Origin of the sequence: Christiangramia portivictoriae DSM 23547 (assembly GCF_000423045.1) — a bacterium.
Lineage (GTDB): Bacteria > Bacteroidota > Bacteroidia > Flavobacteriales > Flavobacteriaceae > Christiangramia > Christiangramia portivictoriae.
The window spans coordinates 96,395-111,803 of the sequence record NZ_AUHF01000008.1 but is presented as its reverse complement, the minus strand read 5'-3'; the positions used below and the strand labels follow the sequence as shown (position 1 = coordinate 111,803).

The 15,409-nt window shown below is 32.4% G+C and carries 15 protein-coding genes; all 15 read right to left on the bottom strand.

Translation table 11 applies throughout. The annotated features are described in order from the left end of the window. Positions 1-2: 2 nt before the first annotated feature. Positions 3-1,487, bottom strand: coding sequence for a hypothetical protein (locus tag G529_RS0107180; protein WP_026914892.1), 1,485 nt, complete (start codon positions 1,485-1,487; stop codon positions 3-5). Positions 1,488-1,489: 2 nt separating this feature from the next. Further along, positions 1,490-1,900 (bottom strand): hypothetical protein, encoded by a 411-nt coding sequence (locus tag G529_RS0107175; RefSeq protein ID WP_035695758.1) that lies wholly within the window; start codon positions 1,898-1,900, stop codon positions 1,490-1,492. 5 nt (positions 1,901-1,905) lie between these two features. After that, entirely contained in the window at positions 1,906-3,234 is a 1,329-nt protein-coding gene (locus G529_RS0107170) for a hypothetical protein (protein WP_026914890.1), read from the bottom strand. Between the two features lie 6 nt (positions 3,235-3,240). After that, on the bottom strand, positions 3,241-3,807 hold the full coding sequence (locus G529_RS0107165) for a thermonuclease family protein (protein WP_026914889.1): 567 nt from the start codon (positions 3,805-3,807) through the stop codon (positions 3,241-3,243). Between the two features lie 82 nt (positions 3,808-3,889). After that, the gene (locus G529_RS0107160; protein WP_026914888.1) at positions 3,890-4,267 is read right to left on the bottom strand and encodes a hypothetical protein; all 378 of its coding nucleotides are present in this window, start codon (positions 4,265-4,267) and stop codon (positions 3,890-3,892) included. Between the two features lie 32 nt (positions 4,268-4,299). Continuing rightward, on the bottom strand, positions 4,300-4,458 hold the full coding sequence (locus G529_RS16510) for a hypothetical protein (RefSeq protein ID WP_157514569.1): 159 nt from the start codon (positions 4,456-4,458) through the stop codon (positions 4,300-4,302). A gap of 22 nt (positions 4,459-4,480) precedes the next feature. Then, a complete protein-coding gene (locus G529_RS0107150; protein WP_026914887.1) occupies positions 4,481-5,611 on the bottom strand; it encodes a hypothetical protein in 1,131 nt (376 codons plus the stop codon). Positions 5,612-5,641: 30 nt separating this feature from the next. Beyond that, complete coding sequence (locus G529_RS16140; protein WP_051201375.1) at positions 5,642-6,220, bottom strand: GIY-YIG nuclease family protein; 579 nt, start codon at positions 6,218-6,220, stop codon at positions 5,642-5,644. Continuing rightward, positions 6,213-9,452, bottom strand: a complete 3,240-nt coding sequence (locus G529_RS0107140) for a type ISP restriction/modification enzyme (protein WP_026914886.1) — start codon at positions 9,450-9,452, stop codon at positions 6,213-6,215. Before G529_RS0107140 ends, G529_RS16140 begins: the two co-directional genes overlap by 8 nt. A 257-nt stretch (positions 9,453-9,709) precedes the next feature. Next, entirely contained in the window at positions 9,710-10,510 is an 801-nt protein-coding gene (locus tag G529_RS0107135) for an ion transporter (RefSeq protein ID WP_026914885.1), read from the bottom strand. Positions 10,511-10,661: 151 nt separating this feature from the next. Next, positions 10,662-11,960, bottom strand: coding sequence for a DUF4236 domain-containing protein (locus G529_RS0107130; protein ID WP_026914884.1), 1,299 nt, complete (start codon positions 11,958-11,960; stop codon positions 10,662-10,664). Between the two features lie 94 nt (positions 11,961-12,054). Further along, on the bottom strand, positions 12,055-13,197 hold the full coding sequence (locus G529_RS0107125) for a DUF4268 domain-containing protein (protein WP_211220655.1): 1,143 nt from the start codon (positions 13,195-13,197) through the stop codon (positions 12,055-12,057). Positions 13,198-13,349: 152 nt separating this feature from the next. Next, on the bottom strand, positions 13,350-13,481 hold the full coding sequence (locus G529_RS16855; protein WP_422678726.1) for a hypothetical protein: 132 nt from the start codon (positions 13,479-13,481) through the stop codon (positions 13,350-13,352). Positions 13,482-13,528: 47 nt separating this feature from the next. Then, positions 13,529-13,657, bottom strand: coding sequence for a hypothetical protein (locus G529_RS16760; RefSeq protein ID WP_262489254.1), 129 nt, complete (start codon positions 13,655-13,657; stop codon positions 13,529-13,531). 541 nt (positions 13,658-14,198) lie between these two features. After that, positions 14,199-15,407 carry a primase-helicase family protein gene (locus tag G529_RS15580; RefSeq protein ID WP_035695751.1) on the bottom strand — a complete coding sequence of 403 codons (1,209 nt, stop codon included), beginning with the start codon at positions 15,405-15,407 and terminating at the stop codon, positions 14,199-14,201. Positions 15,408-15,409 lie beyond the last annotated feature (2 nt).

The following is a 15,409-nucleotide window of genomic DNA, read 5'->3' as shown; positions in this document are numbered from 1 at the left end:
TATTATTTTATTACTGATGCAATTTGTTTTTCTGTAGCCTCTTCAAATAATATCAGAAAGTCCTTCCCTAAATCATTTGAGCTCTGAAATTTCTTATGTGAAGTATTTAAGGTTTTTTGAAACTTATCACCGTGATCTTTATTGTTTAAAAAACTGTTCAAAATTCCACCTTTACTGTCATATTCGTTAATGAAGTTTAATAAAGCATTGTAGTTTGGACTTTCCTTGAAAGGGTGGAATGAGACATCATTATTCTTCATTTCATCGAACCATTCAATAAAATGAGTTTCAAATTCTTTTAAGTATTTCTCGTGTAAACCATCATTTGAATACACCGGATTTAAGTGAATATACCATGGCGATTTAGCAAAATAATCCGGTCTCATTTTCACATTCTTATTGAACAAAGACATGAGATAAAATTGAGAGAGCGGTGTCATAATAGTATTTCTAAAACTATCACCTAAAGTCTTAAAATTTAAGTTCCTTGTATCTTCCTTAATCCCGAATTCTCGAAAGTGGGTATGGCGTTGTAAATCATTAGATCTTGGTAATTGATTTTTTGTCAAAGTAAAGTCGATAATTGATGTTGCTGCAGCCAATTCTAAAAAGTGGGCATTATTTCTTTGAGAAGCCTGACCATCATTGTGTTCGTAGAAATTACCGGCGTCTTCACCTAAGGTATAGAACGCATCAATTTCGTTGTTCTGGAATATCGACGTAGAATAGTGAGATAAAGCAGCTTTTGCTTTACCCATGAAAGTTCCAGAATCAATAGTTTTTTTATTAGAATCATCTGGTTCATTTACTTTAAAGTAAGGCATCATAGATAGAGCACCAATAGGTGCAGATGCGACATTATCAGAACCAGGTATATTTGGGTCAACTTTTCTTAAATTCCTTAATAAAAGCGGGAATCCAGCAGCTCCCGTTCCTCCAAAAATGGAACTTATTACGAATATCGAATCTCCTTGAGAGAATGATGAGGTGAAAACTTTATATTCTGGTGAATTTTTAAATTGATTTAATACAATACTTCCAATGTTAGGATTTCCCTTGAAACCTACTGACATATCTGCATTAAGGTTATCTTCAGAGAATAAAAGCTCCATAAGAGATTGGGATTCTTTTGATAACGAACCGTGACCTATAAAGCTGCGGAATTTTTGATTTTGCGCCGCGTTAACATCTAACATTTTGAATTGATTATTAATGGTCACGCCTGCATTGGTAAGATCATTAAGCGTCTGGATAGAGGTTGAAAAAAATCCTTTATTTCGATCAACCTTAGTTTGTAACTCTTTATAGAGGCTTAAAAGTCTCATCGTGCGAGTTAAATCACCATTACCATTATCAGGATCAATTAAAATGGGAACAACGGTAGTAATGTTTTTCTCCATCTTAACTCCAGATGCTAGAAGGTGAATAAGAGATTTAATTACTCTTGCACCTGTACCGCCAATTCCAAATACGTATAATTTTGACATAATTAAAGAGGGTTTCGTGAGTTGTTAATACTAATTGTCCTATTCCAAATAAAGCTGAAAACAATAACCATAAGAATGGCAAAAAGAGTATTGCGAAAGGCTATAATATTCGTAAAACTCATGGCACTATTGACTTCATTTTCTATATGAATATACATACCATGATAATAGAGCCATACGAATGAAAATGCATATACCGCGATTAAAGTAATCACACCTGTCAATATCCATTTAAAGATTTTTACTGGCTGTGGATCGATTATTCTATAGAATACAGCTAATAAAATCATTGGAATAAAAATTGCCCCAAGACCTATAAATAGGTAGTCATTGGCCATATAAACATCACGAGCAAACTCCATCATAGCATTGTCAATATTTACTTCGTATAATTCTGCAAAAAATGTATTCATATTCTTTATTTTATTGTGACTTTTATTGTTAGAATTGTTTCACTATTATTTGACTTGTTATAAGCGTTAATTATTCCAGAACTTAATTTGTCAAAACCAAAAGTTTGATTTGTATTTCCTTCAATTTTAGAATCATTATCAATACCGACTTCTGAAATCCAATTCGGAATTTCATTGTTAAGCGTAATTTCAAAGGTTTGTAGGTATTTAGTTTTGGTTTTGAAAAATAATATATGTGTGAAGTCAATTCCCCCTATTTCGTCCTCTATTTCTCTTATTATTTCAGATTGCTTTTCTTCGAGACCCTTATTAATAGATCTAATATCATACAACTCGTAATCATCTGAATTTAGTTGGTAATTAATATTATTCATGAAGTGCTTAGAAGGTAAGGGGATATTTGAATAATCAACAGCTACCGCAAACCCGAATTCACCTTTAGTATCCGGCCTGCTAGATCTCTCTGCATCTGTTATTTCAAATGAAGGATACTTTTTCGCATATTTGAAATTACCAATTTTCCCAATATTGTCGTGAATTATAGTATAGGGTAGATCAAATTCAGATTTTTTTAATCGAATGAAATAATTATTGTAGCCAGGTAAATTAAAAATGTCGATATCGTCTGAGAACTTAGATAGAATGCGGCTATCACCAAATATCCATATATAAAATGGTCGATCCTGATTAATTTTTACTGACCCGCCTTCCGCTGGATAATAGGATCCATTATAATTAGATATTAATTGTAAACAGACAGTTCCTAAATTTTTATTTTCCAAAGCTTTTACAAAGCTATTCCTAGTTTTATATGCTTCCGTTTCGAGTTTTTGGATAATTTGCTCAGGAGTTCCTTTTACTGAATAAATAGCATCGGTAACTAGTATCGAAATATCATTATCCTGGTGTCGAGTTAAAATATTTTCAAAAATTAAATTTAAATTACTGCTATTCGTATTGCCAACATTTGGTATGCCTTCTTCTATTAATGAATTAGTAAAATCATTTACATTTTGATTTAAGGGATGAATTTTTGTATTCGCTGCGAAGAAATCAATCGTATCTAAATTTAAAAGCTCTATATCCCTTAATAGCTTTACTAATGCAAGATTAAAATTAGAACCTTCAGTGTTATATGGAGGCATACTTCCAGAGTTCTCCAAATAGAAATTTATGCCCTCAATTTTTGATTCTGATTTGGGTGGTTTTATAGAGTCTTTAGTTTTATTCTCACTTGGATCTGGGTATCGACTTCCACTATTGTTTCGACAGCTACTTATTGCAAGAGAGAAAATTGTAATGAAGACTAGATACAGTTTAAGAGTTTTGTTCATTTTTGATTATTTATTTTTTCTATAAGTCCAGGGAGCAACAGGATTGGGCTCTTGCCATAAGCCCATTTTATTTAACTGTGCTTCTTTCTCTAGTTTTGCCAAAGTTCGATCATCAGAATATTTCTTATAATGCCAAGCTAAACCTTGTCTAACTAGTTCTCTATTGACATTAATATTATCAATAAAAATTTCTCCCAAAACTCTACCGTATCCATCTTTTTTGGTATAGTATACCGTAACATTTTTACCAAATATCAAATTAGAGAGTGCCTTTTTAGCTGCTTTTGAGTAGGGTTGTTTTCTTTCAGGGGTATCTATACCGTCGAGTCTAACCCTAACTTCAAAACCGTTTTCAAACAACATTGTGAAAGTATCGCCATCGGCAATTTTTATTACCTTCCCATTAATTATTTTTTGATTACTCTCAGGCTTATTTTTTGAGTCACCATTGTAGTCTTTTTCACTCAGTATATTCTTGGAGCTATCGCTGGGAGGGTATCTCTTATCGACGTTCTCTTCGCAACTACCAAATAGAATAAGAAATAATAAAACTAGGAAAGGTTTAAAATTCATTCAGTGTTTTATAAGGATTGATTTTTTTATTTCATTGTAACTTTAAACGGCTGTTAAATATTAATAAAATTTTCCTAATTAACTAATTGGAAATAACACTTCCCATTGCATAGGCTTCGACCTTATAAGTAGGATTGTCTTTCATTAATTTTACTTCATCAAAAATAAATTCGAAAGCTGCGCTTTCGTAAGCTGGTAAATAAATTTTTTGAGTCCGGTCCCATTCCTGGCCTTCTTGGGTAGCGATGGCTTTGACTATGATATAGCCGTCTCCACCGGTATTGCGAACCTCACCTTTAACCTTCATACTATAATTAAATATCCTTGAAGAGGAAGTATCTGCAGATTCATTAATTATTTCAGGATTTGGAGGCACAACGCTTTCGAATATGCTTTGATAATTCGCTAAAACTGTAATTCCTATAATTAGGAATAAACCGATAAAAATATATTTCTTCATTAACTGAAAAGTGTTTTTTACTATGTTTTAAATTAATTTTCGCTGTTTACTAATTGGTCTTTTTCAGTCTCTTTTATTCTTTTAAGATACCCAGCTTTTTTTCCAAAATAATAGCCTAGGAAAAAGATTGCTACTGGAATTAAAAAAATGAGGATTACTTGCGGTGCGCCAATTGCGTTGAAAAATGTCATTGATTTAGATTTAAGGGTTAGTTTATTGAGCAGGAACTCTAATTTTAGATTCCTGGATATTCATTCTGGTTTTATTTACTTGTACTATAATAGGCTCCTCTCGTATTTTATCCACAATATCTTTTCGATAATGATCAATTTGCCTAATTGCTATTACTTTTACATCTACATTTATTCCATGCCAATCATTATCGTTGGAAAGACCAATATAGAAGGTTCCTTGGGTAAGTCTATTATTACGTCCATAAGCAGCGATTCCTTTTCCATTGTCAAATTGATAAAATTGAGTTCCCGCCATAAACTTTTGTACATTTTCAAATCCCTGCATAAAATAATACGAGACGTCTTCACCAGTCTTAGGAATCATTAAGTCAGTAATTGTACCTATAGCTAATTTAGATAGCGGGGAAACATCATACAGGCCAGATAAACCCTCAGCCATACCACTTATGGAATGGATATTTTCTTTATATGCTTCTTGAGATTCCTGTCCAACGCCGATCCAGTAAGCCCATGCCAAAACCTTATCTTCCTTCAAGTCGCTAAAAGTATTTTGTGGTAGATCTACTTTAAGATAAGCCGAACTTGGATTTTCATTATAATAAGAGTGTACTCTTTGAGATTTGCTGAATAAAGTCTCGTCAATAGTGTCAGTTTTGACCAGGGTTCTTAAAGTATCCTTATATTTTATTTTATTATACCCTGTAATGCTATCTATTGTATAATTGGAATAGGTAGTATCCTTTAAAGTTTTCCATTCCCAACCAGTATCAAAATTTGGATTTCCTGATTCTCCATATTTTCTTGAAATACGAACATTACAAACCCGAGTGGTCAAAGAAGAGCTATAAAACCTAAAAGCATAAACTCCTTTTTCTCGGACATTAATAGTTTTATTTGAAATATTTTCGGCTTTGAATGCTGAAAAAACTTGTTTGTTAGGTAGCTCAATAATTTCAACGGCCTTTATATTTCTACCTTTTATCATTTCTAAATTGAAAACAATCTCATCTCCTTTGTCGAAGCTGAAGAAAAACTCTTTTGTCTCGTCCATATTTAAAGAGACCGAACTTTCAGTAACTAGAATAGGAGTATTATTGGCAAAATTTAAAAATGGAATTAATAATAGTAGTAAGAAGTAATTTTGTTTCATATAGTTAAAGTCAAAATTTTATCTATCCTTTTAATGGGTTTCAAATCGGTTATAATAATGGGTATTAGCATTCATCGCTACATAGCATTCAAATAAGTATAATTCGATAGGGCTTTCTATAGGCAAAAGCGATACTTCGCTATTTTCTTTTATAATTTTTTTAAATGGCTCAGAATAGGTTTTAAAGCATAATCCTTCACGACCTCCAGCGTGGGCTTCACCGGACAACTCCTTATGGTAATCAGCACCCATTTTATAACATAGGGATGAGGTAAAATGACTTTTCCCCTTTACATGTTGCTGAAGCCTTTTTAGAATAACCTTTGAGATACCTGTATAGATAGGTTCGCCATCTATAAAAAAGATGTATATACCTTGGAAGTCAGAATCATCCTCACGCAATTTATATTTATCCTCAAATAAACTTTGACTCGTCTTTAAACCAACTCCATCTCCAAAATAATCCGCTACGGAAAATCTGTTTTTGGGATCCATTAATTTGGTGAAAGACAATTCAAACGATTTAGAAATTTCTTTAAAACTTCTTCTGTCAGGAACAATACCTTCTGGCCAGCTTGCTTGTAATTTTATTCTAGGATTTTTACTCATTAATGATATCAATTTTATCAATCTCTTTCATTAATCGGTCTGTCTCTGTAAGCGCCACTATCATCTTCTGATAGTGTTCTATTTCTTCATAACTTAATTTACGTTCCTTTCTGTCCTTAAGCCATTTTTGGGCAGGTTGATAACCACCAACATAGAATTGCCAAGCTACCTTTGGAACCCCATCAAAGTACTGCTCATCATTAATCCAGACCTTTCCAAGTAAAGGTTCGTCTTTATACGGCTCAAAGCCAGGAGAGCTTTTTGTGATTTTTCTCAATATTCTATTATCTCCAGAAATAGGATAGGACGTTATGTGTTCTTCAACTTTCTGAGACTCTAGTAAATGAATCTGTCTTAAATAGCCACCAAGTTCAACCAATCTATGAAAGGTTTCTGTATCCTTGGGATAAGGAATTCGAGGAAAGTCTATCTTTAAAAATTCTTCATATTGTCTCCTATACCATGGGGAATGAAGTACAGCATAAACGTAGTCTAATATATCTATGGGAGCGAAAGAGTTTTCTTTCTCTTCTTTTTCAGATGTAAACTGATAACCTATTCTACTTTCAAAGACTTTTACAATTTCATTATTAAGATTTGATACCCTATTACTACCTACTGCTAAAGTTTCAAGATTCTCATCTATATCAGTATAGATATAAAGTGGACAGACAATTCCTCCTCCCCGATAAAACAAATTCAAGTCTGAAATAGTGTCTTGAATAAAAATTAAATTCCATAAGTTACTTCCGGTTGCCTGTCCTTGTCTACCAATTGTTAGACTAATATTTTCCTTTAAGAGGTGTTTTTGAATTTTTTCTCTTGTCCAATCTACGAGTAATGGAGAATAAGCTATATGTTGTTTATCGAAAGGTCTGTAAGATATTTCCGTGATTATGTCTTCTAAATTAATTTGCTGGAGTTTAGGTCTAATTTGATCTATTTTCCATCCTCTTGTATCCCCTTTAGGATACTTCTTACTCGTAGCCCCCGCGAAAAACTCTTCCCTAATATTCTCTATACTTTTTTCCTTGTCGAGAAATTTCTCTAATCGATCAATCAACTGATTCTTTTTTTCATCAATTACAAGGAAATCACGAGATGTTTGTACACCACTTGTCTTATGCCGAAAAAGATCATCCGATTTAAAGCCTCTTTTATATTGCTTAAATGCTTCTCTGTCTGACGGGACAAAGGTGTAATAAGGTTTCTCAGGTTTGAAGTGTTTGAAGTCAATTGATTTCAATCGATTTTTGTTAAGGAAGTCATATTTAATTTTTCTCTTCCCATAACAATCGAAATGATAGATTTCACCTAATTGATCTCCTCTTTTATTATCAGTCTTTATTAGAAGGTTTATTGAAACACCCTGCATAATATCGAATACATTTTCATCTTTGCCCCCGTCAGGTGTTTTTTCTTTTCTTTTAGTATTTCCATGGAGGTCGATTGTGTAGATCTTATCATAGGTCTTTAGTAGATTCCAGCGCATTCCCCGAAAAGTAGGATTGTCTAAAAAGCCGTGTGGATTAATAAAGGCTAAAATACCTTCCCCATTTTTCTCGATAAAATGTTGCCCATATCTCATAAACTTTACGTAATCATCGTTAAGCCAATGTTTACGTTCATTAAAATGGACTCCATCAACATATTTATAATCTTCAATCAATTCTGAAATCCATTCTCCTTTGTTAGAAGAGATTCCGCTATATGGTGGATTTCCAATAACACACATTACGGGGGTGTCACGTTTAATATGATTCGCTTCATTAGCTTCAGTACTTAACCAGTTTGAAAAAAGTGTTCCGGTATCCTTGTGGTGTTCCTCAAGTGAATTTGTCAAATAAACATTCAGTCTTTGAGAATCACCATTTGATTCGTAACCAGTATCTTTTAGTAGCATATCGAGCTTTAAATGTGCCATCGCATAAGAAGCCATCAATAGTTCGAAACCGTTAATTCTTGGAATCAAATGTTCTTCTACGTAACCACTCCAAGCCCCATGCATCTTCTCAAACCTTTCAGAGTATATGTAACTGATAACCTCAGCAAGAAAAGTCCCTGTTCCAGTTGCAGGATCAAGTATTTGCACTTTATGAACTTCTTTCTCTACCTGCTTATAACCAGTAGATGAACGTTTGTCCGCGACGTCAGTGTTAACCTTGATCTTAGTTTTAGAGGTGTCTGCAAGACCTTGTGGAAGTTTAAATTCAGTTTTTAAAATATCGTCTACAGCTCTAACAATAAATTTCACAACAGGTTCTGGGGTATACCAAACCCCTCTGGCTTTCCTGAGTTTAGGATCATACTCGGCAAGGAAAGTTTCATAAAAGTGAATAATGGCATCCTGTGTCTGAGTAGCTCGACCAAAATTCTTCAGAATTTGTTCCACATTTGTGGCTCTAAAAACCTCAGCAAGGTTGTCAACTACTGCCTTAATTCTTTCATCTATATCAGGTCCAGCTACATATCCGAAAAGCTTCCTAAGAAACGGATTTGATTTTGGAATCAGCTCTGCCGCTTCCTGTCTGCTAAAATCTTCTAGGGTAGGGTCGTGCAAGCGAGCTGCAAACATTCCATGAGCTAAAGTCTGTGCATAGATATCTGCAAAGCCTTTCGGAGTAAGATCATGAATAAGAATTTCTTTAAAAGTTTCAAACTGACCTTTTAACGAAGTGTTCTCCTGAGTTTTTTCATCTGAAGTGACCGCATTTTCTAGAATATTCTGAAGTAGCCTGGCCTTATTGGCCATCATGATCGCTAGCTTTTTTGGGGATCTGATCGTCTGACCAATGAATCCGCTAAAATTTATAATGAGGTTTTCGAACTTCTTGAAATTATCTGGAAGCGGAACTATTTTTCCACCTTCGATCTTGCCTATACGAATTTCATGAACCAATTCAGAATGATCATAGAACCTGAACCAGAGATAATCAGTAATAATTAGATTATCCAGAGCATCACGGTAACGATTAAATTGCTCGTCATATACCTTTGAAGAAAGGTCCTTGCCAATATCTTTTGCTTCAATATAGCCTACAGGGATTTTCCCTTTAGTTAGAACATAATCGGGGTTACCGCAGTCGGTCACATCAGCAGGCTCATTAGTAACGTGAATGGTGGGCACTAAGGCTCTTATTAAATTTTCAAGATCAGCACGATAGGAGTGTTCTCTAGAAATACCAGATTGGTATCTATTATTAAGGATCTCAAGATATTGAGAAATATTCATGTAGGTTAGTTCGTTAGTTTTACAAACTGCGTTACTAACTAGTAGGGTAGGAGTAGTAGCAGATCTTCGGATTGTAAATCTAAAAAAATATCCCTAAAATTTTAAGATGCGTTTAAGAAGTTATCAAAAATAAAAATACATCTTATACAATTCAGAAAGTATTTGGAGTGAGATTAATATCTATTTGCTACATTTTTTTAATTAATTTGGGTGGTATTTTTAACTAAAAGAATCTCAAAATCAGGTTTATATCTTCTTTATAATCCGTGATCCACTAATTCTTCACCACAGTTGCGGCATTTACAGGTCCTATAATTAGAAGCTTGTTTCTTTTTGTCTTTTTGTACCTTCTCTATAAAAGCTGAACTTATAATACCGGTTGGTAGCGCCACAAACCCAATACCTATTAAAGCAATTATCGCACTTAATACCTTCCCAATCCCTGTTACGGGATAAACATCTCCATAACCTACAGTCGTCAAAGTTGCAACGGACCACCATAAAGCTTGGCCAATATTTTCAAATTTTTCAGGTTGAGCTTCATTTTCAATTGAGTACATTAAAGTTGATGAAAGAACCAATAAAATTGCAGCCACAAATAAGGTTACAAATAATTCCGATTTAGTTTCTCTCAGCACACTACTAATTGTTTGCATAGATTTTGAAATCCTACCTAATTTGAAAATTCTTAATAACCTAAATAGTCGTAAGATTCTGAGGACTCTTAAATCAAAAGGAATAATAAATGGTAGGTAAAATGGTAAAATAGCTATAAGGTCAATCAAACCATATTTAGAGATAATGAATTTAACCCGTTTTGAAATCTTATTTCCTGATTCATATTTTAAGTCGGAAGTCCATAATCGTAAAAGAAACTCCAATGAAAATATTATAACTGAAAATACTTCAAAACCGCTTAGCAAATTTTCAAAATCGTTCCTAATTTCCTTATATGAACTTAATACCACCAAAAGCACATTTAAAACAATAAGCCCGTATATAAAGTTGATGAAAAATGAATTGTGATGAATGAATTGATAAACTTTCCTCTTAGTCATTGATTAATTTCTGAGATTTTAAAATAGTCTCTATGAGTTGCCTGTTTATGGATCTTTCCTAAATAATCATTGGTTAATAATTATGTATCTCATTTTAATGGATTTCTAAATTCCTATTTAATTCAAAATCCACTATTTGCTTAATCAATAATCAGACTTGTTGATTTATTAAAGTTTTTTCTATAGGAGTAAATTCAAATGTTTTAGAAAGTGATATGTTATGTGAGAACAATTTAAAAGTTTCTAAAGGATCTATTTGTTCAAAATTAATCTTTGAAAATTGTTCTTTATCAAGATCTATCGTATACAAATAATCGTTTTTTTCTTTCCCGTCTCTCTTGTCAATTCGTTGAGAATATCCTGAGATAAATACTTTTTCAACTCCGGCACCAGACATAAAAGCGACTCCTGCGATTAGTAAACCAAGACCTGTTACACATTTTGCGTAATCTTCTTTAAGCGATTTTTGGGTTTTATTTTTCACAGACAATTTGCCTGATTTTAAAATACTTCCAGTCTCATTTGGAATATTTTCGATTTCTGGAAGATCTAAATCGATATGGAAATGTTTTTGTTTTTCATCATATTCAAAATCTAAAAAGAATTCAGGTTTTATATTAATTTCATTTAAAATTGTTTCAAAGTTCATTAGAACGGCTTCACTTGTTCCTTCCAAATTGCCTTCCAATAGTCGCTTTTTGAATTCAAATTCTTTTTGAAATTCATCGTTTTTCTTTCGCTCTTTTTCTGATTCTTCATTTTCAAAAAAGCTTTTTTCATGTCTCCAATTCTCCAATCTGGTCTTGTACCTTACCTCTAAATTTTCAGATATATATATCTTCCGATTTTTGCTATTTTTCCAAAATAGTATTGATCGATAATTTTCTTTGGCTTCCCTCAGAAGTTCCTTTTCAGTTTCCTCAAGTGAAGGCTCACGTTTCTTAAACCTTTCTTTTGAATAGATTTCAGGTTTTAAATTTTCAATTTCCTTTTCTATATCTATTCTTGTTATTGGAGTAATGATTTGTTTATGGATTTCTGTAAATTCGAGGGTCTGTTTATGTATTAGATCTTCATATTTTTTATAAATAGTTTTTAAGTTCTCCTTATATTCTGAAGTCCTTTTTATCTTATTTATAAGAGTTTCGCTTGTTATATTGCTTCCACTTTCACTAAAAATTTGGATAACCGGCTCATAATTTTCATTTAAGTCAAGTTGCACTCCTACATTATTTGTGGAGTTACTAGTTAAATGCTCAGGCCTCCCATTTAAACCGGAAATTCTATTCCTCTTGTAAAGTCCCGTCCCAGGGATCCCCGTATTCAAATATGATCCGCTTTTTCCTATATTGATATTTGCTCCTCTTGGACCGACGGTTGCACTAATACCTGATCTAGATAAATTGATGTTTAAACCTGGTGCTAATTTGATTCTATTTCGATATCTCATCTTTTGTTCAATTAAATAGATTTTAAGTTCTTGTTATAGGCAAAGTGGTTTTGACGGATATGCGGATTTTGGCCTTAGATTCTACGTGTTTAAATCACCTGTTTTTAGCATACCGATTTAATTTTCTTATCGGTTCCTTGAATGTGTTCTCCATTCTAACAGAGGAGTCCACGAGGAACTCATTTATTGTGGGCCAGTCTGTTTCTTCAAAATAACTCAAACCGTCTAATTGATGTTTAATCCGACAGGTTACATTTTCATCCATTCTTTCCCAGTTCAGGGGACCGCCAAAATCCTCTTCAATTTTATCTTTCATTTGATATATATAATCAAATAGGTCTTTGTTTTCTTCTTTACTTCCACGATTAAAGATTATTTCACATCGACAATAATTACTACTTACAACTAAATTTAAACTAACTCCACTCATTCCAATTCCTTTACCAATCCAACTCTCTTTTGAAGGTGAATTATTCGAAAAAAGATTGTTTTTTGAATTACTATGATTTATGAAGTTTTCCCAAAATTTCAATCTGACATGATGGCGATTTTTCAAGGTTTCTTGTACCTCAATTTCTTCCTGAGCTTTTGTAGAAATACTAATTGCAAAATCCTCCGTTTCCTTCGTAGGTAATATTTGTTCTACATTTAGAAATAATTGATTATCGTATGCAAATGGAGTGACTTTAAAACATTGTAATCTAATTTTGAAGTTTAGTAACCATAATACTGATGATGTGACTTCTTTTCTGAAATTTGCAGCAACTAAAATCAGTCTTTGAGAATTTAATCCTTGATTTAAAACTATCTCGCTAATATCTTTCCCTTCGAAGAAATCACATAATTTATCCTGTGCAATTGCAGAAGTACCTAAGAAGTCTTGATATATTTTTATTATATCCTGCTTTGTTAAGCTTGCGCAATAAGATGCATATTTTATAGCCTGCCAAGTTACATCTTTACCAGAATCATCTAATTTATTTTCTACTACTACAATATTTCCAAGTTTATCAAGTGCTAGTAAGTCTAACCTTTCATTTGTTTCGGTAAATCCACAAAATTCTTTTTGAATAATTAATAATTCTTCCCCTAGTGAGGATGGATTATTGGCAATCCATTCTTGTAAATGATCTCTTTCTCTAAATCTTAATTCAGAAAATGTTTTTTGCTTAAGCTTGGTAATTCTGTTACTTTCTTTGTCGATTAAGTACATAAATTCTTTTAAAATTGGTAACAAAGGTCTCTATTAATCCAATTTGGTAGAGTAGGGTTACTGTTTAGATAGCTTAGACCTATTAATTGGGAAAGTTAATTATTTTATTTCTAACGGTAACAGCTATTTTCTAGAGCATAGTAGTAAATTTTTATAACGTTTTTAATTTACAATTTTCATTTAAGAGGATTTTTTAGAATATACTCATCAGCCATCTGCTCAATCTCAGATTTAGATTTAACTTTTCTATTATCTAACCAGTTATCAATTTCACTTTTCCGAAAATGTAATTTGCCGCTTGCTTTTATAAAAGGAATTTTTCTCTTCTTTACGAGGCCATAAATTGAGTTTTTTTTTAATGGATGTATTTAGCAACTTCTTCAAGGTCCATTAATTCATCATCACTTTGTTTACTTTCCAATTGATCCAATTTCTTTTCTATTCGGTCTAATCTTTCCAGGATTAGCTCAAATGGATTTTCCATTAATTAATATTTTTAAATAAATTTTTGTTTTCATATCCAATTATAAATAATTCATTCCTACTGTAAAATGAAAAACTTACCCCCAGTTTCTTTTATAAATTATCAAAGTTAACAAGTAATTAGTTTAAATAATGAGTATATACTTACCCATTTCACAGTAAAATAAGTATATGCTTACCCCGTAAGTTTTTAAAGTGCAATTTTTTTAATATCGAGATATAACGTGCTCTAATATGCATTAACGGGCATTAACGTGCCGTATCGCGACATATCATTTCCTAATATGTTGAAACGATCCTGAACATGAATTATCGGGACACAACGTAACACAAAAGAATCTTGACAGATGGAAAGACTTCCATTCTGGATAAAGTTTTAATTAGTAGAACGGAACTTAGACTAAATGTTGAAAGTTGAAAAGCTTTCTGAGGCCTTTTAAGCCGGCTAAAAAAATTCAACCAGTATTCAACTAATTATTTGTTGAATACTGGTTGATTTAAATTCTCTTTTATCTAGCTAAGATAGTATCAACATTTATTTGTCAACTTTTCAACATGGATTTAATAAAGTCTTTCCTGAAAGTATAGTACCGGCCTTTATTTTCTGAATGCTCTACACACCATTCTTTTTTACCAGGGAGGTAAGTTTTGTAATATTTTTTATAGCTTGAATTATATTTTTCAAGTTTCCATTTTTCTTCCAAAATACGATTCAATTCTCTTCTGCTTATTCTCACTTTTGAATCACTGAAAAGCTCCTGTAGATCACTCAAAGTAAACTTTAATTCACCTACATTGAAATCTTCTAATAACTCATCTAATATCAGAACAAGTTCCTTTTCGTTATTATACATAGTCCCTTTAATTAAATTTTCAAGAGCCTCGGTATGAATTTGAGATCTAGTAAACCACATTCTTGACTGTTTTTTATGCTTTATATTTCTATTTGATAAGTACTTAACAAACCAAGGAATCTCTTTTTCCAATTTGTTGGGTAGATTTGGATCTGAATTATTCAATGTTTTAATTTTTCTAACCCAAAACCTGATTTCTTTTTCGTCAATCAAAATAAAATTTGTCTCATTATTAGAACAAAGAATGAATTTTCCAAAAAATGATTTTTCATCTTTATCTTTACCTTTCGCCTCTGTTTTAAAATCTTTTGCGGTGGAGAGGTTTTTAAGTCTTTCGGTATCTTCTTTCCTGTCTAATAGAACTTCATCAATACCAATCACTAGTTTGTCGGTCCAGTCAGAATTAAACCGACTTCTTAAATCCTCATTTTTATTTAAAGTCATATTATCCTGGAAAATTAGTTTTAACCAATTCAAAAAAGTAGTTTTTCCAGTACTTCTCTCTTCACTTACCAAACAAAGGATAGGAAGTAGTTGTGAAGGCTTATGCCATAATAGAGAGAGGTAGTCAAGTCCAATCTCAAATTGTTCACCGAAAATATGCTTTAAGAAGCCTAGAGTGTGAGTTATATCTGTGATATTGTAACCTCTTTCCTTTTTAGTATGATTTAATTCTGAATATTTATTATAAAATCCACCAATTTCTTTTTCATAATTCTCATGGGAGGGAATAACTGTAAATCCATCATATTTTGGAATGTTATCAAGCTCATCTTTGCCATGATCGTCAATTATAGTTTGTCTTTTCCATTTTATTAATTTCTTGATCTTCCTATTATAGAGGGTGGGTTGTAAAACCGATTTATAATATTCAGACCCTATTCTCAAATATTTCATCG

Coding starts and splice junctions, on each gene's coding strand:
- G529_RS0107130 (WP_026914884.1), bottom strand. CDS start 11,960: ATGAGATATCGAAATAGAATCAAATTAGCACCAGGTTTAAACATCAAT.
- G529_RS0107160 (WP_026914888.1), bottom strand. CDS start 4,267: ATGAAGAAATATATTTTTATCGGTTTATTCCTAATTATAGGAATTACA.
- G529_RS0107175 (WP_035695758.1), bottom strand. CDS start 1,900: ATGAATACATTTTTTGCAGAATTATACGAAGTAAATATTGACAATGCT.
- G529_RS0107165 (WP_026914889.1), bottom strand. CDS start 3,807: ATGAATTTTAAACCTTTCCTAGTTTTATTATTTCTTATTCTATTTGGT.
- G529_RS0107150 (WP_026914887.1), bottom strand. CDS start 5,611: ATGAAACAAAATTACTTCTTACTACTATTATTAATTCCATTTTTAAAT.
- G529_RS16510 (WP_157514569.1), bottom strand. CDS start 4,458: ATGACATTTTTCAACGCAATTGGCGCACCGCAAGTAATCCTCATTTTT.
- G529_RS0107180 (WP_026914892.1), bottom strand. CDS start 1,487: ATGTCAAAATTATACGTATTTGGAATTGGCGGTACAGGTGCAAGAGTA.
- G529_RS0107170 (WP_026914890.1), bottom strand. CDS start 3,234: ATGAACAAAACTCTTAAACTGTATCTAGTCTTCATTACAATTTTCTCT.
- G529_RS16760 (WP_262489254.1), bottom strand. CDS start 13,657: ATGGAAAATCCATTTGAGCTAATCCTGGAAAGATTAGACCGAATAGAA.
- G529_RS15580 (WP_035695751.1), bottom strand. CDS start 15,407: ATGAAATATTTGAGAATAGGGTCTGAATATTATAAATCGGTTTTACAA.
- G529_RS0107135 (WP_026914885.1), bottom strand. CDS start 10,510: ATGACTAAGAGGAAAGTTTATCAATTCATTCATCACAATTCATTTTTC.
- G529_RS0107140 (WP_026914886.1), bottom strand. CDS start 9,452: ATGAATATTTCTCAATATCTTGAGATCCTTAATAATAGATACCAATCT.
- G529_RS16140 (WP_051201375.1), bottom strand. CDS start 6,220: ATGAGTAAAAATCCTAGAATAAAATTACAAGCAAGCTGGCCAGAAGGT.